20 protein-coding genes and 1 pseudogene are annotated in these 25470 nt (G+C 61.9%); 7 read left to right on the top strand and 14 right to left on the bottom strand.

All coding sequences use genetic code 11. From position 1 onward, the window contains the following. Positions 1-139: 139 nt before the first annotated feature. The 11 genes and pseudogenes from BM300_RS04890 to BM300_RS31655 all read right to left on the bottom strand — a co-directional run. On the bottom strand, positions 140-1138 hold the full coding sequence (locus BM300_RS04890; RefSeq protein ID WP_092346116.1) for a helix-turn-helix domain-containing protein: 999 nt from the start codon (positions 1136-1138) through the stop codon (positions 140-142). Between the two features lie 88 nt (positions 1139-1226). Next, the gene (locus BM300_RS04885) at positions 1227-2705 is read right to left on the bottom strand and encodes an aldehyde dehydrogenase family protein (RefSeq protein ID WP_092346118.1); all 1479 of its coding nucleotides are present in this window, start codon (positions 2703-2705) and stop codon (positions 1227-1229) included. Positions 2706-2778: 73 nt separating this feature from the next. After that, complete coding sequence (locus tag BM300_RS04880) at positions 2779-3627, bottom strand: VOC family protein (protein WP_092346120.1); 849 nt, start codon at positions 3625-3627, stop codon at positions 2779-2781. Positions 3628-3649: 22 nt separating this feature from the next. Then, on the bottom strand, positions 3650-5296 hold the full coding sequence (locus BM300_RS04875; RefSeq protein ID WP_092462174.1) for a bifunctional 3-(3-hydroxy-phenyl)propionate/3-hydroxycinnamic acid hydroxylase: 1647 nt from the start codon (positions 5294-5296) through the stop codon (positions 3650-3652). A gap of 21 nt (positions 5297-5317) precedes the next feature. After that, positions 5318-6139: an IclR family transcriptional regulator gene (locus BM300_RS04870; protein ID WP_092346124.1), complete on the bottom strand. Its 822-nt coding sequence runs from the start codon at positions 6137-6139 to the stop codon at positions 5318-5320. A 2-nt stretch (positions 6140-6141) separates the two neighbouring features. Then, on the bottom strand, positions 6142-6993 hold the full coding sequence (locus BM300_RS04865; RefSeq protein WP_092346126.1) for a fumarylacetoacetate hydrolase family protein: 852 nt from the start codon (positions 6991-6993) through the stop codon (positions 6142-6144). Positions 6994-7311: 318 nt separating this feature from the next. Then, the gene (locus tag BM300_RS04860) at positions 7312-8760 is read right to left on the bottom strand and encodes a carotenoid oxygenase family protein (RefSeq protein WP_092462172.1); all 1449 of its coding nucleotides are present in this window, start codon (positions 8758-8760) and stop codon (positions 7312-7314) included. A 35-nt stretch (positions 8761-8795) separates the two neighbouring features. Next, complete coding sequence (locus tag BM300_RS04855) at positions 8796-9977, bottom strand: MFS transporter (RefSeq protein WP_092462170.1); 1182 nt, start codon at positions 9975-9977, stop codon at positions 8796-8798. Positions 9978-10032: 55 nt separating this feature from the next. Beyond that, positions 10033-11025, bottom strand: a complete 993-nt coding sequence (locus BM300_RS04850) for a SphA family protein (RefSeq protein WP_092462168.1) — start codon at positions 11023-11025, stop codon at positions 10033-10035. A gap of 494 nt (positions 11026-11519) precedes the next feature. Further along, a complete protein-coding gene (locus tag BM300_RS31660; protein WP_371914652.1) occupies positions 11520-12287 on the bottom strand; it encodes a methyl-accepting chemotaxis protein in 768 nt (255 codons plus the stop codon). A gap of 93 nt (positions 12288-12380) precedes the next feature. After that, a pseudogene (locus BM300_RS31655) lies at positions 12381-13463 on the bottom strand (cache domain-containing protein); the annotation flags it as partial. Positions 13464-13756: 293 nt separating this feature from the next. On the opposite strand from BM300_RS31655, the gene BM300_RS04835 reads away from it, so the two are divergent. Further along, positions 13757-14800 carry a GlxA family transcriptional regulator gene (locus BM300_RS04835; protein WP_063320453.1) on the top strand — a complete coding sequence of 348 codons (1044 nt, stop codon included), beginning with the start codon at positions 13757-13759 and terminating at the stop codon, positions 14798-14800. A gap of 118 nt (positions 14801-14918) precedes the next feature. Here the strand turns inward: BM300_RS04835 and BM300_RS04830 are convergent, their stop codons facing one another. Further along, entirely contained in the window at positions 14919-15332 is a 414-nt protein-coding gene (locus BM300_RS04830; protein ID WP_092144441.1) for a hypothetical protein, read from the bottom strand. Positions 15333-15698: 366 nt separating this feature from the next. Next, entirely contained in the window at positions 15699-16421 is a 723-nt protein-coding gene (locus tag BM300_RS04825; RefSeq protein ID WP_063320455.1) for a pirin family protein, read from the bottom strand. Between the two features lie 247 nt (positions 16422-16668). Between BM300_RS04825 and BM300_RS04820 the strand changes: the two genes are divergently transcribed. Together BM300_RS04820 and BM300_RS04815 are read left to right on the top strand one after the other, a co-directional pair. After that, positions 16669-17619, top strand: a complete 951-nt coding sequence (locus tag BM300_RS04820) for a GlxA family transcriptional regulator (RefSeq protein WP_092144445.1) — start codon at positions 16669-16671, stop codon at positions 17617-17619. 184 nt (positions 17620-17803) lie between these two features. Continuing rightward, on the top strand, positions 17804-19291 hold the full coding sequence (locus BM300_RS04815) for an ATP-binding protein (RefSeq protein WP_092144447.1): 1488 nt from the start codon (positions 17804-17806) through the stop codon (positions 19289-19291). On the opposite strand, the gene BM300_RS04810 is transcribed toward BM300_RS04815, so the two are convergent. Then, positions 19253-22042 carry an ATP-binding protein gene (locus BM300_RS04810; RefSeq protein ID WP_092462166.1) on the bottom strand — a complete coding sequence of 930 codons (2790 nt, stop codon included), beginning with the start codon at positions 22040-22042 and terminating at the stop codon, positions 19253-19255. The two genes, BM300_RS04815 and BM300_RS04810, sit on opposite strands and share 39 nt — an antisense overlap. A 360-nt stretch (positions 22043-22402) precedes the next feature. Here BM300_RS04810 and BM300_RS04805 point away from each other — a divergent pair, with 360 nt between their 5' ends. The 4 genes from BM300_RS04805 (at position 22403) to BM300_RS04790 (ending at position 25356) form a co-directional block, all read left to right on the top strand. Then, positions 22403-23224 carry an alpha/beta fold hydrolase gene (locus BM300_RS04805; RefSeq protein WP_092144450.1) on the top strand — a complete coding sequence of 274 codons (822 nt, stop codon included), beginning with the start codon at positions 22403-22405 and terminating at the stop codon, positions 23222-23224. A gap of 143 nt (positions 23225-23367) precedes the next feature. Further along, a complete protein-coding gene (locus BM300_RS04800) occupies positions 23368-24315 on the top strand; it encodes a LysR family transcriptional regulator (protein ID WP_063320460.1) in 948 nt (315 codons plus the stop codon). Next, on the top strand, positions 24312-24725 hold the full coding sequence (locus BM300_RS04795) for a DoxX family protein (RefSeq protein ID WP_092462164.1): 414 nt from the start codon (positions 24312-24314) through the stop codon (positions 24723-24725). The genes BM300_RS04800 and BM300_RS04795 overlap by 4 nt, the downstream gene beginning before the upstream one ends. Continuing rightward, positions 24718-25356, top strand: a complete 639-nt coding sequence (locus BM300_RS04790; RefSeq protein WP_092346140.1) for an antibiotic biosynthesis monooxygenase — start codon at positions 24718-24720, stop codon at positions 25354-25356. The genes BM300_RS04795 and BM300_RS04790 overlap by 8 nt, the downstream gene beginning before the upstream one ends. The last annotated feature ends 114 nt before the right edge of the window (positions 25357-25470 follow it).

Below are 25470 nucleotides of genomic sequence, written 5' to 3'. Positions count from 1 at the left end.
AAGCCCCCTTGTGGGAGCCGAGCTTGCTCGCGATAGCGTCAGCAGATTCACCATCCCTGCCAACTGACCCACCGCCATCGCGAGCAAGCTCAGCCCCCACAGGAGATTTGTGGTGAACACAGATGAATTGGAACCAGGCTCAAGCCGCCGTCGATTTCTCCCGGCTGTCGCTCGCGGTGTCGCGGAACAGCCGGGGCGACATGCCGAACGTCGATTTGAAATGCCGGCTGAAGTGGGAGCTGCTGCCATAGCCCCAGGCGTAGGCGATCTCGGTGAGCGAGCGGTGGGCGTGCTCCCGGTTGCGCAGGTCCTCGGCACAACGTGACAGGCGCCGCTGCCAGATGTATTCGCTGACACTGCACCCCAGTTCATCCTGGAACGCGCGGTGCAGGCTGCGTACCGAGCACTGTTCGGCGTTGGCGATGCGTTCGATGGTCAGGTCGCGGTCGCCCAGGTGGCGCTCGATGTACGCCTTGAGGCGGTTCTGCTTGAAGAAGCGGAAGTCGTGTTCGAGTTGCTTTTCTTCCTGTTTGTTCTTCAGCGCGTTATCCAGCAGCCCGGTGATGCTGTCACCGATCAGCCCGGCCGAATGGTTGTTCAGCAAGGGATATTGGTTATAGGCATCGCTGATCAGGTGCATGAGCATCCGCCCCAGTCCATTGCGACCATTAAGGTGCATGTCGGCGGTTTGCGCGAACTGCCCGGACGCCCCCTGGAACAGCAGGATGAAATGTTCGCAGCCTTGCGTGCTGGTTACGTTGAACGGTTTACCGCAGTCCACCAGGAGCATTTCGTCAGGGGCCAGCACGCTGCTTTGCTGGCCCTGCTCGAAATGACTGACGCCAGCCACCTGCATGATCAACATGCGCGGCGTATCGAGGGCGTCGACCGCCTTGCTCAGGTGGCGCGAATATCGATGGGCGCTGGCGGTCATTCGACAGAAACGCAACTGGCCCAGGTCCCCGTACTCCAGCCGGCCCTGGAAGTTGCTGTCATGCAACGGGTCGATGAACGTCGATTCCAGCCGTTTTATATAGTCCGGCGTACGCCCCAGGTGATCGCTCATGAACTCTTTCCATTTCATCAGGCGGTCGGAGCGAACAACCTGATCGGTGGACACGCAGGCTAAATGGTTCATTTTTCGCCTCTATTTATTATTGTTTTCTGACGGATCGGGCAAAGGGGTCGATTTGCCCGATCCGGGCCTGATCAAGGTTGCCACAGACTCAGAACGGGTAGTGATGGCCTCCGGGCTGCCAGGTCACCCAATGGGCACGAGTAAATTCATCCAGGGCATAGTGACCGTTGAAGCGCCCGAGGCCGGAATTCTTTTCACCGCCGAACGGGGCATTGGGTTGGTCATCGACGGTGATGTCGTTGATATGGGTCATGCCCGCCACAATGCCACGGGCGAAGTTCAAGCCACGGGCCATGTCCCGGGTGAACACGGCACTGGACAGGCCATACTCGCTGGCGTTCGCCAACGCCAATGCATGGGTTTCGTTTTCTGCGACCAGCAGCGGCATCAGGGGGCCGAACGTTTCATCGCGGGCCAGTTCCTGATCGGCTCCCACTTCACCGAACACATGGGCAGGCAGCACCAGCCCGGATGCCGGGCCGCCGCACAGTTGCTTGAGGCCGGCACTCCGGGCGCCGTCGAGCTTGCGCAGCAGGCCATCGAGCTGGCTCTGATTGACCACTGGCCCGATCACCGTGTCTGCCTTGGTCGGATCACCCGTCTTGAGGTTGCGCACGCGCTCCACCACCAGCGACGCGAAATCGGCATACAGCGAGCGGTCGACAATCACTCGGTTGACGCTCATGCAGATCTGGCCCTGGTGCAGGAAACGCCCGACCACCGCAGCGTGCGCCGCAACGTCAATGTCGGCGTCATCCAGCACCACCAGCGGCGCATTGCCGCCCAGTTCCAGGGCCACGCGCTTGATGTGTTTGCCACCGGTGGCAATACGGCCGACATTGCGTCCCACATCCGTCGAACCAGTGAAGGAAATCAGGCTCGGCACAGGGTGCTCGACAAAAGCATCGCCGATTTCCGAGCCCGCGCCGACCACCACGTTGAGCGAGCCCTCGGGGAAGCCGGCCTCTTCGAACAGGTGGGCAATCAGCAGGCCGCCGGTCACTGCTGTGTCGCTGGCGGGCTTGAGCACGATCGTGTTGCCCAGGGCGAGTGCCGGCACCACCGAGCGCATGCTCAGGTACAGCGGGAAATTCCATGGGCTGATGACGCCCACCACACCCAAGGGCTCACGGAAGACAAAGCTCTGTTCGCCGGGCTTGTAGCTGGTCAGGATCCGACCTTCGACCTGCATCGGCATCGTCGTGCATTCGCGCACCAGGTTAAGCGTGAACTGCCATTCCATGCTCGCCTTGATCCGGGTGCTGCCGGATTCGTGGATCAGCCAGTCGATGATTTCTTCGCGGCGGCTCTGGATGACCTGGGCGAGCTTTTCAAGTTGTGCGCCGCGCTGGGTGGGGTGCAGTTGTGCCCACGCTGCCTGCGCCTTTTGCGCCGCCTGATAGGCGTCGTCGAGATCGGCAATCGAGGCCAGGGGCATCGCCAGCAGTTGTTCGCCGTTGAAGGGGTTGCGGTCGTCCAGGCGGCGTGCGGAGCGTCCTGCACGCCAGGTGCCGTTGATGTATTGGTCGCCGTTGATGGCGTAGGGCGCGAGCGGTTGAGTCGTCATGGTCTTTTACCTTTGGAGGCAGGTGATCGCCTCGTTTAGAAATCAAGGGTGCAAACGCCGATGGGGAAATTGCTCAGCTCCTGATCCAGGCGCGGCCCCAGGAATTGAGTGTGTATTCCTCTTGTGCCCAGACGCCGGGCTGTCGGCTGGCATCGGTGACTTCCAGCTCAGCCGAGAACTCCAGGCGGTTGCGATCAGCATCGACCACCATGAAAAACAGGTTGTTGCCCGGCCCATGTCGGCCGGGCCCGAAGAAAATGGTGATGCGTTCCTTGGCGAAGCGATCACCCCAGTCGCGGATGTCATTCCATTCGTTGGTTTCGTAACAGTGGTGATCCCACTCGTTTTTCGAACCGCGGAAAAACGCCAAGGTGTGGTGCTCGTCGTCCGAGCGCAGGAAGCACGTCATCAGTTGGCCGGTCTGCTCATCCACGACGTTGTCCGAAACAGTGAAGCCCACCGTGTTGACGTAGAAATCGATCATGGCTTCCAGCTCCGTGGTCTGGAACACCACGTGTTGCAAGCGGCCGGGCATGCCTTGGCCCGAGGCCTGGAGAGCGGGGTGAGCGACGCCAAATATCGTTTGCCGGCCCTGGGGATCACGGATCAGGAAAGCCCCCGTTTCGAGCAGTGGCGAGTCGAGCTCTTCGATGAAACAGCCGTTGCCGAGCAGGCGAATCCGCAGTGCTTGCAGGCGAGGCTGACTGCCCAGGTCGAACGCCGCCGCGAGCAGGCCACTGTGGTCGGCGGGAGACACGAGCATGGCGCGTTGCGGGCCGCTGAGCATCCAGCTGCCGTCGGCTTGCGCCTGGCTATCCATGTCCAGCATCCGTCGATAGAAATCGATTTGCCGTTGCGCGTCCTTGCTCGCCAGGTGCAGGTAGCACAGGCGTGCAGGTGTGGAAGTCTGGAGTGTTTGCATAACCACCTCTGTGCTTGAAGGTTTAATGAAAGACGGGCGCGATGCTCGGCTCGATTGCGCTGCTGTGGGCCGCGGCGATGCCGAACAGCGACTGCAACGATTCGGCGGCCGGGGTTTCGGTGGCCTTGTCGAAAATCGCGGCGATATAGCGATCCGGGCGCAGCAGCAGGAACGGGTGTGAATCGCCCAGCAGGGTTTTGAGCTGGCCTTTACGGTCCTGGAGCACCGTGCAGCCGGGGATCGACGGCATGGCCTGGACGGACGCGGGCAGGATCAGGATGCGCCTGGCTTCAAGGTGGCTCCAGAGGCCATGCTTGAGTTCATCGATACGCTGGCGGGTCGGGTCGCCGTATTGAATCAAGGCGAAGCCGGCGCCGATGGCGTCATCGAGCAGGCGTTCTTGGCCGTGGGCGTCGGTGAGCATCGGTTGCGGGAACATCTGTCCGCAGGACAACGTGCCTGCTTGTCCCTCGGTCAGCACCAGGCCCCGGGTGAAGCGGGGTTTGGGCTTGAAGCGCATTTGCAGGAAGTAATCGCGCAACGGTGGCAACAGGCCGACCAAGGCGAATGCGCCACTGATCAGGCGAGCACGCAGGACGGTGGCCGGTGCCATGACCACGCCGAGGTTCAAGGCCAACTTGATCAATGCCCACGCATGATCACGACGCTCGCTTTCGTAGGACAGCAGTGCGCTTTCCGCCATTTTTCCCTTCAACACGCCGACCAGCTTCCAGCCCAGGTTGTGGGCATCGCGAACGCCGCTGTTCATGCCTTGCCCGGCATAGGGCGGGGTCAGGTGAGCGGCGTCGCCGGCGAGAAACACCCGCTGCACCTGCCACCGCTCGGCGACCCGGGCATGGAAGGTGTAGACCGTCTTGCGCACGATGGAAACCGGCGCGTCACTCTTGAAGGGGCGCAGCAATGCTTGCAGGCAGGTTTCGTCGAGCACCTGTTCGTCCGTTTCATCGGGTTTGAGCAGGAACTCGAATCGGCGCGTACGGTGAGGGCCGGGCACTTCCACCACCGGACGCCTGGCGTCGCAATACACACGGGTCTGCCAGAAGGGGTCGTCGTCCTGGTCGGTATCGACCACCAGCCAGCGCGAGGAGAAGCTCGAACCGACCATCTCGATCCCGAGCTGCTTGCGCACCGGGCTACGGCCACCGTCGCAGGCCACCAGGTAAGCTGCGTGGACTTCCATCAGTTGCCCTTCGGCGTCACGTACCCGCGCGCATACGCCGTGTGGGTCCTGGGTGAATTCCACCAGCTCGTGGCTGAACCGAGCCGTCAGGCTGGCAAAACGTTCGAGGCCTCGCCTGAGGGTGTTTTCAAACAGCGGTTGGCGAAACGCGTTGCGCTTGGGGAAGCCATACAGCTTGCCGGTCGGCTCGACCTTGCCGAAGCAGCGACCGCCGGGCCGGGTGAAGTAATGCACGCCGTAGCCGGGCACGACATCACGCAGCACGGCGGCATCGAGCCCGATGGCCTGCATGGTGCGCAAGGATTCGTCATCGATTGAAACCGCCCGGGGCTCGGTCACGGTGCCCGGCTTGCGATCGATGATCAGGGTGTCCACATCGGCTTGGCCGAGCAGGTTGGCCAGGGTCAGCCCGGTAGGGCCAGCACCGATGACCAGGACCTGGGTGTTGATGCGTTTGAGGGTTGTCATTGTTATTCCCTTCCGGATGGCTCAGCCCAGTGGCTTGGCGCGGTTGGCGAGCGCAGCCATGCGTTGCGACAGTTCCTGCGCCAGGGCAAGGATCTGTTGCCCTTGTGTCTCTTCCTGGGCGCTGTCGCGTTCTCGTACCGGGCGCACGCAACTGATGCTGCCGACGACCTTGCCATCGCCGTCGAAGATCGGCGCGGCCAGGCCATAGACGCCCGCGTCGACTTCACCTGCGCTGGCCACATAGCCTTGGCGACGCAGTTGCTGCAACGAGCGACGAAACGCTTCCCAGGTCTGGCCAAGTTGACTGGCGCGCACTTCATCGGGGTGATCGAGGAACAGTTGGCTGTGTTGGCGCGAGGTCATGTTGGCGAGGATCGCCTTGGACGTCGCTCCCAGGAACAAGGGCCTGGGTGAACCACGGGAGTAGCTGACCTCACTGAACAGGTCCCCGTGCTGGTGAATGCACACAACCTGGTCCTTGAACAGCCGGCAGATCAGCCACACCTGTTGTTCGCTCCACTGCGGGAAGCTGGGCTCAAGCGATTGCGCGGCGCGTACGAGGGGGTCGCTCAGGCGCAGTTGGCGGTCCCAGGTAATGATTCGCGCGCCCAGGGCATAACGCCCGGCTTCGACCTGGAACAACAGGTTGGCTTCGGCCAATTCGCGCACGTAGCGGTAGATCGTCGAACGGGTAAAACCCAGGGCGCCGCCCATGTCGTCCACCGCCCAGATCGGGCTCTGTTCGGTGAACAGGTCGAGTACCCGCAGCATGCGCTCCAGGCTCGAGCCTTTGCTGTCGCCATCCGGCTCGGGCAGGGCGTCAGGGGTGTGTAGGTTTTCCATGCTTATTGCTCGTCCACGATGCTGTTGCGCAGGGTGCCGATTCGAGCGATCTCGATCTCGACTTCGTCGCCTGGTTTCATCCACACCGGCGGCTCGCGGAACGCCCCGACGCCGCCAGTGGTGCCAGTGACAATCACGTCACCGGGGGCCAGTTCGGTGAAGGTGGAGCAGTACTCGATCAGTTGGCGTACGTCGAAAATCATGTCGCTGGTGCGGGTGTGCTGCATCACTTCGCCATTCAGGCGGGTGGTCAATTCCAGGTCCTGCGGATCGCCGATCTCGTCGCCGGTCACCAGCCAGGGGCCGAACCCACCGGTGTTCGGGAAGTTCTTGCCGGGGACGAACTGAATGGTGTGCTTCTGCCAGTCGCGGACACTGCCGTCGTTGTAGCAGGCATAACCGGCGACGTAGTCCAGCGCGTCGGCGTGTTTGACGTGACGGGCCGTTTTACCGATCACCACCGCCAGTTCGCCCTCGAAATCAAGTTTGTGGGACGCGGTCGGGCGAACGATGGGTTGCAAGTGGGCGGTCTGGCTGTCGGCGAAGCGGGTAAAAATCATCGGATAGGTCGGCATTTCCCGACCGGTTTCGCGCACGTGGGTGGCGTAGTTGATACCGATGCACAGCACTTTGCCTGGGTTCGGGATCACCGGCAGGAACGTCACGTCAGCCAAGGGGATACGCGGCAGGCGTGCCAGGCGCGCGGCGCCCAGTTCGTTCAGGCGGTTGTGGCCGATGGCCTGTTTGAGATCGCTGCCAAGGGTTGGCTTGAGCGATTCCAGGTCGATGACTTGATCACCTTCGACCACACCGTAGCTACTACGGCCTTGGACAATAAAGCTTGCGAGTTTCATGGCGGTTCCTGGAGAGAGGGAGGGTGCAATGAGGGTTAATCTAGTCTTGCTATAAAATCCTGTAAAGTAGGATTTATACAAAAATCCTAAAATATGGAATTTATGTATTTTTGGCGAGGCTGTACCTTTGGCGGACCTGGGGAGCAGAGGGAGAGGTAGCGGGCAGCCAACCGCAGTTGGCAGGGTGTTGTGAGAGGTTTGGAAAGGCTCTAATCCTGTGGGAGCGGGCTTGCTCGCGAAGACGGCATCACAAGCGACATCGATGTCGACTGTACCGCCGCCTTCGCGAGCAAGCCCGCTCCCACAGGGGATTTGCGTTTAATCGCTCGGTGCCCAGCAGCCATGCAGCGACATGCGCATCCGGAAGGGAATCCTGATCCGGGCAATGGGGCCGCTGGCCATGTCACGGGTGTCCAGCACCACCAGTTCACTGCGCCCTTCGGCAATGAGGTTGAGCAGGGCAACCACGTAGCCATCGGCTTCCTCTGCATCCGCCGAGCGCGGTATGAAGATGGGTTCCTGGAAGCATCCGCTGTCGCCGGGAAACCAGGCGTCGGTGCGGCCTGTCTGCAGGTCCAGATGGGCCAGCAGGTTGAAAAACTGGAAGGGCATCGGTCCATTCGCCGGGCTGTAAGGCCGCTCAGGATCGAAGGCGAGCAGGAACCCATGCCGGTATTTCCGACCGATGTAGCGATCATCACACCGTGGAAACTCGCAGGGATATGCCGTCAGTGGCTGCGGTTGAACGTCCTCCTGCGCGCCATTCAGGTCGAAGGTCCAGCGCATCAGGCTGGCGGCCAGGGTTTCAGGCGGTGGTACGTAGCCGTCGGCCTGAGGGAAGAAGTAGAAGATATTTCCGCCGGTGACCGGCATGTCCACATACACCTTGCCGTCCTCATCGAACGCATTGAGCGTATGCCCCTGGAAACCGTCCTTGGGCCCCTTGAACCAACGCACATCTTGCCCACGCCCGTTGCGCGGCACGATGGCGAACAGCTGGGGCAGGTCGGGTTGCCACTGGAAATGTGGCCCGCCGTTTTTCATGCGTTCGACGTCCACCGTCAACGGAATCAACGGGAACACGACGTAGCGTTCGGTCACCGCGAAATCATGCACCATCGCCGCATAAGGCGCCTGGAACCAGATCTCGTGCAGCAGCTTTCCGTCCGGCGAGATTTCGAAATAGGCCAGGTCGGGCGTGCCGTCGCCTTTGGCCTCATAACTGCAGGCCAGCAGGTTGCCTGTCACCGGATCGAGCTTGGGGTGGGCAGTGAACGTCGCGGCTTTGATCTGCCCGTCAAAGCTCCATTCGCCGAGGGTCTCCAGGGTTTCGAGGTCCATCGCCCAAGGCAGGGCATCTTCCTTGAGCGCCAACAGGACGCCGTTGTGAGGGATAACGGTGGTGTTGGCGGTGGTGTTGTTTTTCGCCGCGAGGGGGTCATTGGTGTAGACGTTTCGATAGACGCCGTTGAGCGAACGCCCTTCACGGCGCTGGGCCAGCAAGCGATCGGTTTTCACGTAGCGGCGTCGCATCGAGACTTTGCCATTGGCAAAGTTGAAGCGGCTAACCACGCCGTCGCCGTTGAAAAAAATGTCGTTACCCAGCATGGGGGGGTACTGCGGGTCTGGCGCCACCTGATAAAAAGTCCCACAGATCGAAACAGGCAGGATGCCTTCGATCTCAAGATCGAACACCTCTGCTTCCACGCGGCTGGGCGTGTAGAGAGCACCGGAAAATTCAGGGGTTTGAGGGAATGGAATACTCATCGGGCAATCTCGTCAATGTGCGGGTTCGTTCAGGTTCAGGCCGATTGCGGGGACATTGCCGGCCCGGAGGGCTTCACGCCGCGGCGAAAGCGTGCAACGACCAGGCACGAGATCACCAAGGCTAGCAGATAGGCTGAGGCGGCCAGCCATCCGACCGCGCGCAAGTGTCCCTCGCCCACGACCAGTGCGGCGCCAAACGGGCCGAGTCCCTGACCGATGAAAATCGCAGCGTTACCCAGGCCTGCCAATCGGCCGGAAGGGTCCAGTTCCGCCGCCATGGAAAGCAGGTAGGGCAGGCTGAAAAACCAGACCATATGGATCAGGCAGGCCGTGGTGATAAAGGCAACGGGGCTGGTGCCATAGACCATGATCAAGGTCGCCAGCAATGCCGTGCCGAAGCTCAACAGTTGCGGAAACAGTAGGCCCAGGCGTCGTCCGATCAGCCCGGCCAGCCCGGCGCCAAGGGCACCGGCAAGGATGCTGCCGCCGAGGATGCCGCCAATCTGCTGGGACTCCAGGCCGATGCTCCTGCCGATGCGTTCCTGGTACACCCACAGGGCGGAGTGGCCGAAGAACAGCAGGGCAAACAGCAGGATCAACAGCATCGCGGTGAGACCGAATGGCTGGGTCGAGCCATTGGCCGCGCGATGGGCGTCCGGGTAGCGCTTGGGCACTCTCCAGCAACCCAGCGCCGCGAGCACGCTGGTGATCGCCAACAGGGAAAACGCGCCATTCACACCAAATGCTTGAAGGACCAGCGGCATGGAGGTCACCAGCAGCATGCCCCACAGCAGGTTGCCGATGTTGATGACCGCGAAGGTCGCATCCTTGGATGTACGCAGCGCTGCGGTGGCATAGACAACCGCCATGACCGCGCCGCCGCTGGCGCCGCAGATCATCCTGGAAATGACCAGTCCGGCCTGGCTGTGCAGTTGTGTGCTGGCCAGGTTACCCAATGCCAGGATCAACAAGGCCACCAGGGCGAAGCGACGCCGGTCGACGCTCGCCATGAACAGGGCGCAGACCCCGCAAGCGATGGCCATCGCCATGAGTTCAGCGGCGAAAAGAGCGCCGATTGCATTGAGCGGCAGGCCGAGTTGGTCAATCAAGGCACCGCCCAGGATCGGTTGGATCTGCAGTGTCCCCAGGGAAATGACCATCATCAGGCAGATGGCGCCCAGTGATTTTTTGCTGTCGATGGAGTCGAGTGCGTTCATGAAGCATCACCTCAGGTAAAGAGCCCGCTCATGCGTGAGCCGGCCTACACGTCAATCAGAACTTGTGGACGTAGCGAACCTGCACCTGGTAATCCGCTCGGGAGCGATTCTCGACGCCGGTTTCTTTATAGGTGTTGAGCCAGAAGGCTTTGTCTTCGGTGATTTTCCAGAACAGGCCCGGGCCAAAGCCCAGCACCTTTTCCCTGGAGTCGGTCAGGGTGTTGCCGTTGACCTTGTCATCCGAGATCTGCCGGAAGTAGTAGCCGTTGATGCCGACCGAGACCTTCGGGAACACTTCGTACGAGGCGGTGAAGTTGGCCCATGCCGACTGTCCTGACAGGGTGTCGTGCACCGCTTGCCCTTCAAAGAACTGCTGCGAACTGCTCGCCGGATCGTCGTTTTTGAAGTTGTACAGATAGTTCAGTCGCCAACTCACCTCCCAACGGGGTGCCGGCATCCAGGTCGCTGCCCAGTAGGGGTTCAGGGAGAAGTGGTTGGAGCCAGGGTTCAGGTCTTTATCTTTGTCGTACTTGCCTGTTGGCAGGATGGTGTCGAAGGCCATGCGCTGCACGAAAACCGGCCGGCCGCTGGCGTCGACGATCGGATCGAACTGGACCTGGGGCCCCACCGTGACATCGCCCAGGCCGGTAGCGTTGTCCTTGAGCTTGGCGCCGTTGTCGCCGAAGTCGCCGTCCAGGGACACGACGGGTACCAACAGGCTCCAACCCAGGTGTGCCCCTCCCGCGAAGGTGTCGGGTGAGTAGTAGCTCAACTGATTGATCATCGTGATGACGTTGATCTTCGGGTCATCGAAGGCGCCGTTTTTCTTGCCGCCGTTGGTCCTGATGCTGCTGGCGGTGCTGAACTTCAGGTAGGTCTGGTGAGTCAGCCCGGGTGGCCCCGCAAACCCGTCGTAGAAGCTGGTGCCGCCCAGGTTGATACCGCTGGGTTGGCTTACGGAAGGTGGAGGAGGGCCATCGGCGGCATGGGCGGCAAATGACGCGAAGCTGAGTGCCAGGCACGCTGGCAGGGATTTGGTCAGGCTCATTGAAGTGGCTCTATTCTTGGAATTGTGAGCGGGGGAATGTCCCCTGGCACTTCGACTTTAAGACCCGGTGGTGGGTGATGCTTGAGCGCAACGGCCAGAGTTGACTGGGAGCGCCATGAACCGGGAGAAACCCGAGCGAGTTGCTCAGCCGCCAGAACCCTTTCTCCAGATAACTCATGCCCTGGTTGGCGCGGGCGAAATCGCGTTGTTGGATTCAGCCTGCGTTATCTTAGCTTGCCTGAGAAGCATGCCTTGTATGCGGTTTTTGCTCTGATGACGTTCGCTTTGGCGGGAACAGTGCTGGGGCCACATCCCAGCCGTTCAACTACACCCTGCTGGTATTTGCCACGCTGATTGGCCTGTTGGTGTTCGGCGAGCTACCAGCGAGCTTGCTCGCGAAGAGGCCGGCACATCCAGCATATTCATTGGTTGTGACCACGCATTCGCGAGCAAGCTCGCTCCCACATTTGATCTTCAGTGGACGTAAGCCCGGTTTAGAACTTGAAGCGCCCCACCAAGCCCTTGAGCTGCCCGGAAATATCCGTCAGACGCCCCGAGCCGGTCTGCGCCGAGTGGGCGAATTCCTCGACCAACTGGGCATCGGCATGGATCTGCGCGATGTGCCGGTTGATGTCTTCGGCCACCTGGTGCTGCTCCTCTGCCGCCGTGGCGATCTGCGTATTCTGGTCGCGAATCGAGTCCACCGAGTTGCGGATCTTGTCGAAACTGTCGCGGGCCTGTTGGATGCGTTCCACGCTGGTTTGCGACACCTGCAGGCTGCTTTGCATCTGCTGGGTGACTTCCTGGGTGCGACGAGCAAGGTTACCCAGCAGGCTGTCGATCTCGCCGGTGGAATCGGCGGTACGCCGTGCCAGCGCCCGGACTTCGTCAGCCACTACGGCAAACCCGCGACCTTGATCGCCGGCCCGCGCGGCTTCGATGGCGGCGTTGAGGGCCAACAGGTTGGTCTGCTCGGCGATCGAGCGAATGGTGTCGAGGATGGTGTTGATGTTCTTGCTGTCTTGTTCCAGCGCCTGCATGGTCTGGGTCGACTTTTGCAGGTCGTCGCTCAGTTTCATCACGCTGCCGGTGGCTTCGCCGATGTGATGCTGGCCGTCGTGCACGTCACGATAGCCTTCGTCCGCACTGGAGGCGGCCTGGCTGCAAGAGCGGGCCACTTCGTTGGCGGTGGCGACCATTTCGTTGAACGCAGTGCTCACCAGTTCCACGGCCTGGCGCTGGCGCCCGGCAGCGTCGTTCATGTTCTGGGCCACGTGGCTGGTATCGGCTGCGGCAGTTTGCAGGTCGGAAGAGGCGCTGCCGATGCGCTGCATCAGTTGCGCGATCATGCCCAGGAACTGGTTGAACCAGCCCGCCAGGGTGGCCGTTTCGTCCTTGCCTTGTACGGTGAGCTTGCGGGTGAGGTCGCCTTCACCTTCGGCGATTTCCTGCAGGCCATTGGCAACGCCGCGAATCGGCCGCACGATGACGCTGGCGAAACTGGCGCCCACCAAAGCGAAGACCACAGCCAGTACGGCGGCAATGGCGGCGATCAGCCAAGTCAGTCTCGAAGCCCCGGCCATCACTTCATCGCGCTTGATCAGGCCGATGAAGCGCCAGCCCAACCCTTTGGAGCTGACCACGTTGGCCATGTAGGGCACGCCGTCGATCTCGATCTGGGTCACGCCATCGCTGCTTTTGGCCAGCTCGGCATAGTTGGGCCCAAGGTCGGCCAGCGGCTTGAAGTTGTGCTTGGCATCGGCAGCGTCCACCAGGACGTTGCCGTTGGCTTCGACCAGCATCAGGTAGCCGCTTTCACCCAGCTTGATGTTCTTGACCAGTTCGGTCAGTTGCTTGAGCGACACGTCCAGGCCCACAACGCCCACCAGCTTGCCGCTGGCATCGGCAATCGTGTGTACGATCCCGATCAGCGACACGTCGTCCGGCGCCCAGTAGTAGGCGTCAGTACGCACGGTGTTGCCGGGCGAGGCGACGGCCGCCTTGTACCATGGACGCACGCGTGGGTCGTAGTTGGAGATCTTGGGATCGTCAGGCCAACTGGCGTAGCCGCCATCGGCCAACCCCACGGAAAGATAGGCGGTGGTTGGATGGCTCTTGGCGAATCTGTCGAAGATCTCCAAAAGCTGCTTGTTGTTTTCCGGCAGGGGAGTCTGCGCGGCGTCGGCGCCGGAATAGTTTTTCAGGTCTTTGGCGGCGACGATGCGCGGATCCTTGGCAAAGAACTCGACGTTCTGGCTGATGCCATCGAAAAACTGCTTCATGCCGTTGTCGATCTGGCGAATCTCACGACCACTGCTGTCCAGGAAGTTGGCTTTTGCGGCGTCGCGCAGGTTCAGCACGACAAGCACCGCCACCAGGATAACCGGGAGGCAGGCGATGGTCGCGAACGCCCATGTCAGCTTCTGTTTGATATTCATGACTTCTCCCGCGGAATATTTTAAGTGTTGGAGCGGCGGAAACAGCAGTGCTTGGCGTTGCGAGTCTCTGGAAGGGAAAAGCGCCCATGCCTACTGACAGTGTATCGACCAAAGTCGTAGGCACTTGAGGCTTTCCATTATGGCGCGGACCGACCGGTGGACGGCGCAGGCGCGATTGCAGCCGGCTTGACTAGCCTGGAAGATAGCGTGGTTTGCTCTGCGCCTTCGCCCTGCGGCTCAAGGCCCCCACGTGCAGCCAATCATCATCGTCTTTGATGTATTAACGAGGCCCTATGCCAAGCGCATTCGAGAGCGTACTCAAAAACAAGAACATGGCTTATCGACCGCTCGGATCAGCGCCCGCCAGCCAGGTGCCGATCCGCGTCGCGTTTGTATTGATGGATAATTTCTCGATGATGTCCTTCACCGGTGCGGTGGACGCGCTGGTGACCGCCAATCTGATGAGCGACATGCCCCTCTATGAAGTGCTGACGGTGGGGGTTTCAGGTGGGCAAGTCACGAGCGACCTGGGCATTGTCATCTCGACCGACATCGAACTGGCGCAGATGCCGGAAAACCAGGACGTGCTGATTGTCGCCGGGGGCTTTCGCGTGAAGTTGCAAGGCCATCCCTTGCTGCGGCGCAAGCTGCGTGCCAACGCGGCGTCTGGGACGATACTGGGAGGACTGTGGAACGGCGTCTTCTTTGTGGCCGATGCCAATCTGCTGGACGGTTTCGAATGCGCTGTCCACCCGGAGAGCCGCGCCATGATGGCCGAGGTGTTTCCCCATGTGAAGGTGTCCAGCCGGGCCTATGTCGTTGATCGGGAGCGGGTCAGTTGCGCGGGTGCCAACAGTTCGCTGCGCATGATGCTCCAATTGATTCGCCAGACGGGCGGGGCGGCGCTCGTGGGCGCCATCGAGGAAATTCTTCGTTGTGACGAGTCTGGCGATGATGCGACGGACTTGCCTCCGGTCTTCGTCGAAACCGACCCGACGTTGCCGGAAAGCCTCAAGCTGGCCCTGGAACTGATGTGGCAAAACGTAGAAGAGCCGTTGACCATTGATGAGCTGGCGGCATGCGTCAAGATTTCCAAGCGGCAGTTGGAGCGGCGGTTCTGCAGTTTTCTCGGTGCGACGCCCACGCGCTATTACCTGGAACTGCGCTTGACGCGTGCCCGCCAGCTCATCCAGCAAACCAATCGATCCGTGACCGAAATCGCCGTGGCGACGGGCTTCGTCAGCTCCCCGCACTTCCAGCGTCGTTTCCGGGATTTTTTTGGTGTGCCACCTGGCAGCTATCGCTCGAAATCGGAGCGCAAACAAACCGTGCGATGAAGGCGCAGGCAGATCAGAGATGAGTTTTCAGGGGCGCGAGGGCGTTGCCGCGCCGTAGCGCGGGAGCAATGTGGGGGCAAGCTTTACTCCCACACAGTTCCTGCGCGACGAACGCAAGTCAGGTGTTATCGTCTGTTTGTTTTTCGGTGGGCAGGTCTTCAGTTTGTGGCGCGGCTTTCGAAGCGGTCAAGGAGGTGTCTTTGCACAGCACTTTTCCGACTTCGTCGGCTATCGAGCCATCGATGATTCGCCCTTCCATCTGGTCGAACTGAGCTTTTTCCACCCCTGAAAGACTGTTGTACATCCCCATGTGTCGAACATTGCGGTTGGCGCAGTCGAGTTCAAGCTTCGTGTAGTTGGTGAAGTAAGTGCCCGATCTTTGTACGGTGGCCTGGATGGCTGAACCGCTGTCGACAAACGAAACGATGGAGTACACGGCATCCGAATCATCGTAGAGGTACTTGATGTTCTGGACGTCCGCAGCCGCACTGCACGCAATAGAGAGTAACGCGAGGGATATAACGGTTTTCATGCTTTCTTCCGTGAATAAGCAAGTCAGGAGAATTGATAGCAAAGTGAAATTATTTTGCCTTGGTGCGAGCATGGGGTCAATTTGTGTTGGAAGCATGCAGTGACCATTGGTCAGAAACAAAACTATTTTGGGAACTTTATAGGTCGGCCTGGCTCGTGGCAACAGACGAACGCATTCCGAGGCGGCCCGGTGCATCTTTCCTAATGCGCGCCCCCTCCATTATCAAAGCCTGGATTATTCAGGTCGCCTGACTTTTTTTAGATGTTTTTCGCCTGAAATACGTCATTGATCAATCTTTCTTAGCGTTATACGCAAGATAACCCTTGTGGGAGCTGGTTCGCTCCCACAAGGGTTCATCGGGTTGCTTCAGGGCATCTGTGGCAGTTCCTGAGGCCGCAGATCGAACACCAGCACTTCGGCATCCTTGCCGTTGCTCAAGGTCAGGATTTGCTCCTCGCGCACCCGCACGCCATCACCTTCCTGCAGTGGTAGGCCATTGAGCTCGACAGCGCCTCGTGCCACGTGCACGTAGGCATAGCGTTCCGGCGCCAAGGTCAGGGTGGCGCTTTGCTCACCATCGAACAGCCCGGCGTAGACCCGTGCATCCTGGCGCACCTGGAGCGAGCCGTCGGTGCCGTCCGGGGAGATGATCAATTGCAGGCGACCGCGTTTCTGCTCGCTGCTGAAATGCTCCTGTTGATAGCGTGGCGTGGCGCCACTGACGTTGGGCACGATCCAGATCTGCAGGAAGTGCACCGGCTCGTCCGCACTGTGGTTGAACTCGCTGTGGGCCACGCCGCTGCCGGCGCTCATCAACTGCACGTCACCGGGGCGGATGACCGAGCCTGTGCCCAGGGTGTCCTTGTGTTCCAGGGCCCCTTCAAGCACGTAGGAAAAGATCTCCATGTCCCGGTGGGGATGCTGGCCGAAACCCTTGGCGGCGGCGACCCGGTCATCGTTGATGACCAGCAGGTCGGAGAAGCCTTGTTCGTTGAGGTCGCGGTAGCTGGCGAACGAGAAGGTGTGGAACGAGGTCAGCCAGCCGTGGCGGGCAATGCCGCGGTCCGAAGCTTTGCGAAGGGTCAGCATGGTCAATTCTCCTGATGTCTGTGGGCGACGACTGGGCCGTTCGCCGGGTTCAGAAGAAGATTAATGGTTATCAAAATATTCAATAAGCGGGTGGAAAACGAAAGACTGTCCGTTACTGGTGGACAATCGAGAATGCCTACCGGCGGGTGCTTCGCTTCGACATAATGCTGACGAGAAACCCTGTGGGAGCGAGCTTGCTCCCACAGGGGGCATTTATAGTTTCTGGATTCTTTTGGCGTCTTTTTAAATGAAAACCGTTGCAATGGTGCTGTTCCCGGATTTTTTGCTGCTCGACATGGCCGGGCCTCTGGAGGTGTTTTCCATCGCCAATCGTTACCTCGCAGCGGATCAGCGTTATCAATTGCTGACGCTGGGAACCGAGCGCGGGCCGTTGCGGGCGTCCAACGGCGTGTCGGTGCAGGCCGATATCCATATCGACCAGGCATGGGCGGCCTATGACGTGTTGCTGGTACCGGGCGGGCCGGGGGCCTATAACGACCAGCATCCGGGGCTGCACACCTGGTTGCGGGCCGCGGCGCAACGGGCCACGCGCTACGGCTCCATCTGCACCGGCGCCTTTGTGCTCGGTGAGGCGGGCTTGCTCGACGGTTATCGCGTCACCACCCACTGGCATTACACCGAACGCCTGATCCAACGTTTCCCCAAGGCCCTGGTGGAAACCGACAAGATCTTCCTGCAGGACCGCCGCCTGATCACCTCCGGCGGTGTCACCGCCGGAATCGACCTGGCCTTGTCCATCGTCGCTCAGGATCACGGTCGCAAAGTCGCGTTGGATGTGGCCAAGGTGCTGCTGGTAGTGATGAAACGCCAGGGCGGACAGGCGCAGTTCAGCCCCTCGGTGGCGGCGGTGTCGACGCAGGAATCGGCCATTACCCGCGTGCAGAATCATGTGATGGAACATCTGGAAGAACCCTTCACCATCGAGCGCATGGCCGCGTTGGCTGCCATGAGTGCGCGGCATTTCGCCCGGGTCTTCGCCCGTGAGGTGAAGATGACACCCATGGAGTTCCTGCAAGGCGCGCGCATTGACCGGGCGCGTCAGTTGCTGGAAACCACCGACCTGCCACTCAAGACCGTGGCGTTTCGCAGTGGCTTCGGCAGCGTGCGGCACATGCGTTTTTTGTTCGGTGAAAAGCTCGGCCTGACCCCGGTGCAGTATCGCCAGCAGTTCAGTTGAGCCATCGGTGTCCGTCCAGGGCACTGTGATGTCCGTGGCGCTCCCTGTGCCAGCATTGTCCTGAGGCCTGCGCCTGCCAAGATAACGGCGAACCCTTTGGAAAGGATGCGCAGGAGCCAGGGCAGACGTGTCCGGTGAATCCGCACACGGACGCTCGCACCGGTTATCCGGCGCTGGATCGCCCATGAATAGTTTCGTCAAACCTTATAGCGAGCCGGCGGTGGGCTTCGGTCCGTTTGTCTTCTACCGGCAGCAGCGGCTGGTCACCCGTGACGGCCAGCCCCTCGCACTGGGCGGCCGTGCCCTGGATGTCCTGCAGGTGCTGGTGGAGCACGCCGGCCAGTACGTCAGCAAGCAAACACTCATCGCCCACGTCTGGCCGGACAGCGTCGTGGAGGCCATCAACCTGCGGGTGCACATTGCGGCGCTGCGGCGGGCCTTCGGTGATGGGCGCGGCGGCGCTCGCTATATCCTCAATCATCCTCGACAAGGCTATTGCCTTGCGCTGCCCCTGGTAGCGCAAGCGCGCGTTGAGTCGCCTTTCAGTCCACAAACCGAGCGACACAACCTGCCCAGGCGCTTGAACCCGGTGGTGGGTCGCGACAAAGTCCTGGGGCGGTTACTGGCGCAAGTGCCCCGTCAAGCCGTGACCACCGTGACCGGCCCCGGTGGGGTCGGCAAGACCACCGTGGTGGTGCGGGTGGCGGAACTGCTGCTCGAACACTTTAAGGACGGTGCCTGGTTCGTTGACCTGGCGGACGTCAGCGACCCCTCGCAAGTGGTGGCGCAAGTGGCCGGTGTGCTGGGCGTGGAGCAGGGGGCGTTGGCCCGCTCTCTCGAACCCTATCGGATGTTGCTGGTGCTCGACGGTTGCGAGCACCTGCTCGATGCTTGTCGGGAGCTGGTCCAGGCAGTGGCTGCGGCGCCCGGGGTGTCGTTGCTGGTCAGCAGTCGCGCACCCTTGGACTTGCCCGACGAAAGAATTGTGTCACTGCCGGGCCTGGCCGTGGCGTCGCCCCTGGAACCGGAGCATCAGATCGAGGCATGCCCGGCGGTGCAGTTGCTGATCGAGCGGGTCGGCGCCCGGCAGCAGGGCTTCAGGCCGGGTGGTCGCGACTGGCGGACGCTTGCGCAGATCTGCCAGCGCCTGGACGGATTGCCGCTGGCGTTGGAATTGGCGGCGGCCCAGGTCGATGCCTTGGGAGTGGCAGGGGTCCTGGAACAACTGGATCACGGTTTATCCCTCTTGAGCGTCGGGCGGCGTACTGCGGTGGCCCGGCACCGCAGCCTGGAGGCGGTGTTGGACTCGAGTTTCGAGCGTTTGAGCACTGACGAAAAAACCGCATTCCAGCGTCTGGCGGTGTTCGAGGGGCCGTTTACGCTCAAGGCGGCGTTGGCCGTGATCAGTTGCGCTGAGCTGAGTGTCGGGCAATTACCCTCGCTGCTGTCGCGGCTGGTGGGCGCGTCACTGCTGATGGTCGAGCCGCTTGCCGAAGGGGGGCGCTTCCATCTGCTCCACACCACTCGCGCCTATGCCATGGACAAATTGCGACGCAGTGGCCAGTGGCCTGTGTTTCATCGGCGTTACGTGTTGCAAGGCGCTTGGGGAGTCCGGCATTCAAGACCCCAACCGTCAAGTCAGCGCCTGGAGCAGCGCGCCGGCTTCCAATAGGTCTGGGGTCTCGAAACCTTCGGTGAAGCGTCGATAGACGGGGTCGAGCAGCGCCTGCGCAGCATGCGCCTGCCCTTGGCGCTGCCACAAACGGGCCAGGGACGTGGCGCTGCGCAGTTCCCAGGCCAGGGCCTGGTGACGACGGGCGATGCCCAGGGCGGCCAGCAGTTGCGCTTCGGCTGCTTCTTCAAGAGACGGCTCGTTCCGGGCCAGCAAGGTCTCGGCATCGGCCCGCAGGATCTCCGCCGAACACCAACCCGCGGCGCCACTGCGCGCCCGTTCGATTTGCGCCGGGCTGACGAAGTCGCTACGCAGGGTGACGGCGATGTCCTGGATCAAGCCGTTTGTCGGGCGTGTTGCCAGGGGCAGGCCATCGAGTGCGCGGTCGTAATGGCAGGCCCAGTCGTGGAACAGCATCACCGAATGTTTCTTGGCCTGTTGCTTCAACAGGTCGAGCCTTTCCCGGGCAATCGAATGATCGCCGGTGTAGTGGGCGATCACGCAACCGGTCAGCGCCAAGGTGTAGCAGATCGAAATGCCGTGGTTGATCTGCAAGGCGATTTGCAGCGCCAGGTTGGCCGTGCGCCGGGCTTTTTCGGCAAAACCTTGCAGCCAGAGGATGCGCGCCAGAACCGTCAGCGCGGCCACGCTCTGATCGTATTGCACGCCGAAGCCGTGGCTGAAGCGGCTGAGGTGACCGCTTTGGGCCAGGCGCTGGATCACCTGTTCGGCTTCGCGCCGCGCCGCGCCCTGGTCGCCGGTGAAATGCAGCGCCAGCACCCGCAGGCGTTGAGTGCTCAAGGACAGGGTCGGGTCGCCCTGCAAGCCCAACCGGTCGAAATCCCGGCTGTGTGCCAGGGCCTGTTGGTAGTCGCCGCAACTGAGGTCGACGGTCATTTGCCCGGACACGGCCCTCAGTTCGCCGGCCAGTTCCTGGCATTGCCGGGCCAGCTGCCGGGCCGTGGCGAAGGCGCGGACAGTGGCCGGCGTACCGCCCTCGGTGTGGTAGTTGAAACTGGCGTGGGCCAGTTCCAGGGCCAGGGTCAAGCGCGGGCATGGCGCGGGGCTGGCCCGCAATAATTGCAGCGCTTTGTTGACGTAGAGGCCGTGTTCCTTGAGCAGCGACAGCTCCTGCCAGAGGGGCAGGGTACGGGCAGTCAGGCGGATCGCGACGGCGTGTGAACCTTGCGGGCCCAAGCCTCGGTCGAGCGCCGCGCGGATGTCGTCGCGATAGTCGGCGTAGCGGGTGATCCACAGTCGGGTGGGGGTGTTTTCCCAATCGCTTTCCGCTTGTCCCATGAGCGCCAGGCAGCGCTCGGCATGGCGTTCCTGGCTGGCCGCCAATTCCCCGGCTTCGGCCAGTTTTTCCAAGGCATAACGGCGGGTGGTGTCCAGCAGGCGATAGCGCACCTCTTCATCGCCGATCTCTACATTGAGCAACGATTTGGCGACCAACTGGCTGACCGACACCAGCACCTGATCGGGCGCGACATGCTGGACGACGATCACTGCGGCGGCCGAGGCCAGGTTGAAACTGCCCATGAACACCGCCAGCCGCCGCAGGCAGGTCTGCTCGCAGGCCGTGAGCAGCGCGAAGCTCCAGTCCAGCGTGGCGCGCAGGGTCTGTTGGCGTGGGGCGGCGCCGGTGTCGTTGTGGAGCAGGGCGACGCTGTCTTGCAATTGCCGGTGCAGTGCTTCGAGGCTGAAGCGGCCGAGTTGTCCGGCGGCCAGCTCGATGGCCAGGGGAATCCCGTCCAGCCGCTGGCAGATGTCGACTATCAACGGCACCTCGCGGTCGCTCAGTTCGAAGTCATCACGGCTGGCCAGCGCGCGCTCGGCAAACAGTTGCAGCGCCGGGTATTCCAGGGCGGGATAGCCCTCGATGGGCATTTCCCGGGGCGGGAACGCCAGGGCATCCAGGCGCTGCACGTGTTCGCCTTCGGCGCGCAGGTCTTCGCGGCTGGTGGCCAGGATGTGCAGGTGAGGAGCGCCGCGCAGCAGGGTTTCGGCGAGCAGGGCGACGGTGTCGATCAGGTGCTCGCAGTTGTCGATGACCAGCAGCAGATGTCGCTCCTTGAGCTGCCGGGCGATGGCGTCCAGCGGATCACCGTCCTGCAGAGGCAGGTCGAGCAATGCGCACAGGTTGGGGGCGATCATGGCCGCTTCGTTGAGCGATGCCAGGTCCAGCAGATGAGTGCCGTCACGGTACTGGCCGATCAGCCGTTCAGCGACCCGCAGGGCAACGGTGGTCTTGCCGATGCCGCCGGTACCGACCAGGGTAATGAAGCGTTTTCGCGGTAGCTGGGCTACCAGGTTTTCCACCAGGGCCTGGCGCCCGATCATGCGGGTGCGCTGCAGCGGCAGGTTGCGCGTCAACGACGGATGAGGGATGTGCGCCCATTGGTCGAGCGGTTCGAATGACAGCGGCGCGACAAAACTGTAGCCGCGCTGCGCCACGGTGACGATGTAGCGCTGCCCGGCCTGGCCATCCCCGAGGGCCTTGCGCAGTGCCGCGACGTGCACGCGCAGGTTGGTATCTTCCACCACGCTCCTGGGCCAGACCCGGGCGATCAGTTGCTGCTTGCTCACCACCTCGCCAGCGTGCTCGAGCAGCACCAGCAGAATCTCCACGGCCCGCCTGCCCAGGCGCAACGGTTGCCCACCCTCGAGCACCAGGCGCTGGCGAGGATGGACCCGGTAAGGGCCGAAGTGCACCGTCTGTTCGACGGGCAGGCTGAGGTATTGGCTCATGTTGCTCTCAATGTTCTGGTCCGGTGCCTGGGCTTTACCCGAGCATATTCCTCAGGTTTTGCGTCAAGCGCAACGGCGCGGGCTTCCCACAGCCTGTCTGCCAGACACAGAACCCCGTGGCGTGGGAGCTTGCTCCCGCTGGGCCGCGAAGCGGCCCCAAAGGCCTCACCCCCAATCAATCTGACACGCCGAGGTGACAGTTCTAGGACTGCTGCGCAGTCCAGCGGGAGCAAGCTCCCTCGCCACAACAGCGAGGGTTTTTAACACTTCAGTTCCGAAAAAATTAACAACGTTTAACTCACGCAGGTGCCTCCCATGGCCGGACCATAAAGCGATCCACCCACCTCAAGGAGTCACGTCATGAGCACCTTCATTACCCGCGACGGCACCGAGATTTACTACAAGGACTGGGGCAGTGGTCAACCGGTGGTCTTCAGCCACGGCTGGCCGTTGAACTCGGACAGTTGGGAAGCGCAGATGATGTTCCTGGCGTCCAATGGCTATCGGGTGATCGCCCATGACCGCCGTGGGCACGGGCGTTCCAGCCAGCCCTGGGACGGCAACGACATGGACACCTACGCCGATGACCTCGCCGAGCTGATCGAGCGGCTGGACTTGAAGGACGCGGTGTTGCTCGGCTTCTCCACCGGCGGTGGCGAAGTGGCGCGCTACATCGGTCGCCATGGGGCTGCCCGTGTCGCCAAGCTCGGCCTGATTTCGGCGGTGACGCCGCTGATGCTCAAGACCCCGGACAACCCCGGCGGTCTGCCTGTGGAGGTGTTCGACGGTTTCCGCCAGGCCTCCCTGGCTGACCGTTCTCAGCTATACAAAGATGTGGCCAGCGCGTTTTTCGGTGCCAACCGTCCGGGCGCCAAAGTCTCCCAAGGCATGATCGACTGGTTCTGGATGCAGGGCATGCTCGCCGGCCACAAGAACACCTATGACTGCATCAAGGCGTTCTCGGAGACCGATCTTTCCGAAGACCTGCGCAACATCGACGTGCCGACCCTGGTAGTCCACGGCGATGACGATCAGGTGGTCCCCATCGAAACGGCTGGCATCGCCGCCGCCAAATTGCTGAAGAACTCACAGTTGCTGGTGTACCCGGGCGCGCCCCATGGCCTGACCGATACCCACAAGGACCGGTTGAACGCCGACCTGCTGGCGTTCATCCGGGGCTGATCAAGCCACACACCTGTGGGAGCGAGCTTGCTCCGGGCGTTCCGACGATGGCGGCGCAACAGTCAACATCGCCGCCGACTGACACCCGGCTATCGCGAGCAAGCTCGCTCCCACAGGATCGGTATTCGACAGGACCAACACCCATGAACCGCAACGATTTACGCCGCCTCGACATGAACCTGCTGGTGATCTTCGAGGCGCTGATGTTCGAGAAAAACCTGACCCGCGTCGCCGAAAAGCTGTTCATGGGCCAGCCGGCGGTGAGCGCGGCGCTGGGGCGGCTGCGGGATCTGTTCGATGACCCGTTGCTGATCCGCCACGGTCGCGGCATGGAACCGACCCCGCGAGCCCTGGCGATCCTGCAAGAGCTGCAACCGGCCATGGACACCATCTCTGGCGCGGTCAGCCGGGCCAAGGCGTTCGACCCGTCCACCAGTTGCGACGTGTTCCGTATCGGTCTGTCCGACGATGCCGAATTCGGCCTGTTTCCACCGTTGCTGAGCCAACTGCGCGAAGAAGCGCCGGGGATCATCGTGGTGGTGCGCCGGGCCAATTTCCTGCTGATGTCGTCGCTGCTGGCCAGCGGTGAAATCAGCGTCGGTGTCAGCTACACCACCGATCTGCCGGCCAATGCCAAGCGCAAGAAACTGCGGGACATCCCTTGCAAGGTCTTGCGTGGCGACAAGCGCCCGGGCCCCTTGACCCTGGACGAGTACTGCTCGCGTCCCCACGCCATGGTCTCGTTCTCGGGCGACCTGAGCGGCAACATCGACCTGGACCTGGCCCGCATCGGCCGGACCCGCAAAGTGGTGCTGGCGGTGCCGCAATTCAGCGGGCTACGGGCCTTGCTGGCCGGCACCGAGCTGATCGCCACCGTGCCCGACTATGCCGCCTGCGCGCTGGTGGAAGGCTGTGCGCTGCGCGCCGAGGACCCTCCGTTCGAGATCAATGCCGCCGAGCTGTCGATGGTCTGGAGCGGGGTGCATGACAACGACCCGGCCGAGCGCTGGCTGCGTTCGCGCATTGCCAGCCACATGTCCCAACCGCTGCCAGCGGCGGCCTCGATCGCCGCGGACGGAGCCCACCGATGAACATGACCGATGAGCGCCCGTGGCAGGACCTGGGCTTGTTGTTCCTGCGCCTGAGTGGCGCGTTGTTTTTGCTGTGGGTCCATGGGTTGCCGAAGCTGTTGCACTACAGCGTCGAACTGACCCGCATCGAAGACCCGTTTCACTTGGGCGCAGCACCGACCCTGATCCTGGCGATTTTCGCCGAGGTGCTGTGTCCGCTGCTGATCATGGCCGGTGTGCTGGTGCGCCTGGCGTGCCTGCCGATCCTGTTTCTCCTGGCCGTGGCGCTGCTGGTGGTGCACCCGCAGTGGAGCCTGGAAGAAGGGCAGTTCGGTTGGTTGCTGCTGATCATATTTACCAGCGTATTGATTGCCGGGCCCGGGCGCCTGGCGATGAACACGCGTTTAGTTGGAGTGCTTCGCCATGTCTGAATCTCAAACCATCGGCTCCCCTGCGAGCCCGGCCAAACCCGGCTTCGACGAAATCGTCACCCTGGTGGTCAAGCACCGGATCAAGGCCGGCCAGGACGCGGCCTACGAGGCTTGGTTGCGGCGCATCGTAAGCGTGGCCGGTCAGTGGCCAGGGCACCTGGGTGTGGACGTGGTCCGGGGCAAGCGGGGCGGATTATCGCTGTTCACCTGCGTGCTGCGCTTCTGTTCCACCGAGGCTATGCAACGCTGGCTGGACTCGCCCGAACGCCGTGAGCTGGTGGAGGAGGCCACGCCCTTGCTGGCCGACGGCGACCAGACCGAAGTCGCGCCGCACAAGGAGTTCTGGTTCGCCCCGCTGGCCGATGCTGCCACACCGCCACCGCGTTGGAAGCAGTCGGTGGTGACGCTGCTGGTCATCCTGCCGCACACCCTGCTAGTGCCGCTGATCTGGGGGCCGTTGCTGCAACTCAATGCGTTTCTTTCCAACTATGTGGTGGCGACGTTCCTGATCACCCTGACCATCGTGCTTTCGGTCGTGTACGTGTTCATGCCGCTGGCGACTCGATTGTTCGCACCCTGGATGGAAGCTTCGAAGGCCCACGAACACCTGGAGCCCGGCCATGGCCAATAACGACGATCCAACCGACCCGCTGCGCCGCCAACTCTTGGCCGCTGGGTCCTTGCTCAGTGCGGCGGCGGCTTTCTGGCCACGTCTGTCCCTTGCCTCTACTCATTCAGAAGGAAA

Origin of the sequence: Pseudomonas sp. NFACC46-3, from assembly GCF_900114515.1 — a bacterium.
GTDB classification, from domain to species: domain Bacteria; phylum Pseudomonadota; class Gammaproteobacteria; order Pseudomonadales; family Pseudomonadaceae; genus Aquipseudomonas; species Aquipseudomonas fluorescens_Q.
The sequence above is the reverse complement of the archived record's forward strand: the minus strand, read 5'-3'. Positions and strand labels throughout refer to the sequence as shown.

Excerpts from the sequence above, each read along its gene's own strand:
- BM300_RS04890 (WP_092346116.1), bottom strand. The coding sequence starts at position 1,138 with ATGAACCATTTAGCCTGCGTGTCCACCGATCAGGTTGTTCGCTCCGAC.
- BM300_RS04885 (WP_092346118.1), bottom strand. The coding sequence starts at position 2,705 with ATGACGACTCAACCGCTCGCGCCCTACGCCATCAACGGCGACCAATAC.
- BM300_RS04880 (WP_092346120.1), bottom strand. The coding sequence starts at position 3,627 with ATGCAAACACTCCAGACTTCCACACCTGCACGCCTGTGCTACCTGCAC.
- BM300_RS04875 (WP_092462174.1), bottom strand. The coding sequence starts at position 5,296 with ATGACAACCCTCAAACGCATCAACACCCAGGTCCTGGTCATCGGTGCT.
- BM300_RS04870 (WP_092346124.1), bottom strand. The coding sequence starts at position 6,139 with ATGGAAAACCTACACACCCCTGACGCCCTGCCCGAGCCGGATGGCGAC.
- BM300_RS04865 (WP_092346126.1), bottom strand. The coding sequence starts at position 6,993 with ATGAAACTCGCAAGCTTTATTGTCCAAGGCCGTAGTAGCTACGGTGTG.
- BM300_RS04860 (WP_092462172.1), bottom strand. The coding sequence starts at position 8,760 with ATGAGTATTCCATTCCCTCAAACCCCTGAATTTTCCGGTGCTCTCTAC.
- BM300_RS04855 (WP_092462170.1), bottom strand. The coding sequence starts at position 9,977 with ATGAACGCACTCGACTCCATCGACAGCAAAAAATCACTGGGCGCCATC.
- BM300_RS04850 (WP_092462168.1), bottom strand. The coding sequence starts at position 11,025 with ATGAGCCTGACCAAATCCCTGCCAGCGTGCCTGGCACTCAGCTTCGCG.
- BM300_RS31660 (WP_371914652.1), bottom strand. The coding sequence starts at position 12,287 with ATGAACGACGCTGCCGGGCGCCAGCGCCAGGCCGTGGAACTGGTGAGC.
- BM300_RS04835 (WP_063320453.1), top strand. The coding sequence starts at position 13,757 with ATGCCAAGCGCATTCGAGAGCGTACTCAAAAACAAGAACATGGCTTAT.
- BM300_RS04830 (WP_092144441.1), bottom strand. The coding sequence starts at position 15,332 with ATGAAAACCGTTATATCCCTCGCGTTACTCTCTATTGCGTGCAGTGCG.
- BM300_RS04825 (WP_063320455.1), bottom strand. The coding sequence starts at position 16,421 with ATGCTGACCCTTCGCAAAGCTTCGGACCGCGGCATTGCCCGCCACGGC.
- BM300_RS04820 (WP_092144445.1), top strand. The coding sequence starts at position 16,669 with ATGAAAACCGTTGCAATGGTGCTGTTCCCGGATTTTTTGCTGCTCGAC.
- BM300_RS04815 (WP_092144447.1), top strand. The coding sequence starts at position 17,804 with ATGAATAGTTTCGTCAAACCTTATAGCGAGCCGGCGGTGGGCTTCGGT.
- BM300_RS04810 (WP_092462166.1), bottom strand. The coding sequence starts at position 22,042 with ATGAGCCAATACCTCAGCCTGCCCGTCGAACAGACGGTGCACTTCGGC.
- BM300_RS04805 (WP_092144450.1), top strand. The coding sequence starts at position 22,403 with ATGAGCACCTTCATTACCCGCGACGGCACCGAGATTTACTACAAGGAC.
- BM300_RS04800 (WP_063320460.1), top strand. The coding sequence starts at position 23,368 with ATGAACCGCAACGATTTACGCCGCCTCGACATGAACCTGCTGGTGATC.
- BM300_RS04795 (WP_092462164.1), top strand. The coding sequence starts at position 24,312 with ATGAACATGACCGATGAGCGCCCGTGGCAGGACCTGGGCTTGTTGTTC.
- BM300_RS04790 (WP_092346140.1), top strand. The coding sequence starts at position 24,718 with ATGTCTGAATCTCAAACCATCGGCTCCCCTGCGAGCCCGGCCAAACCC.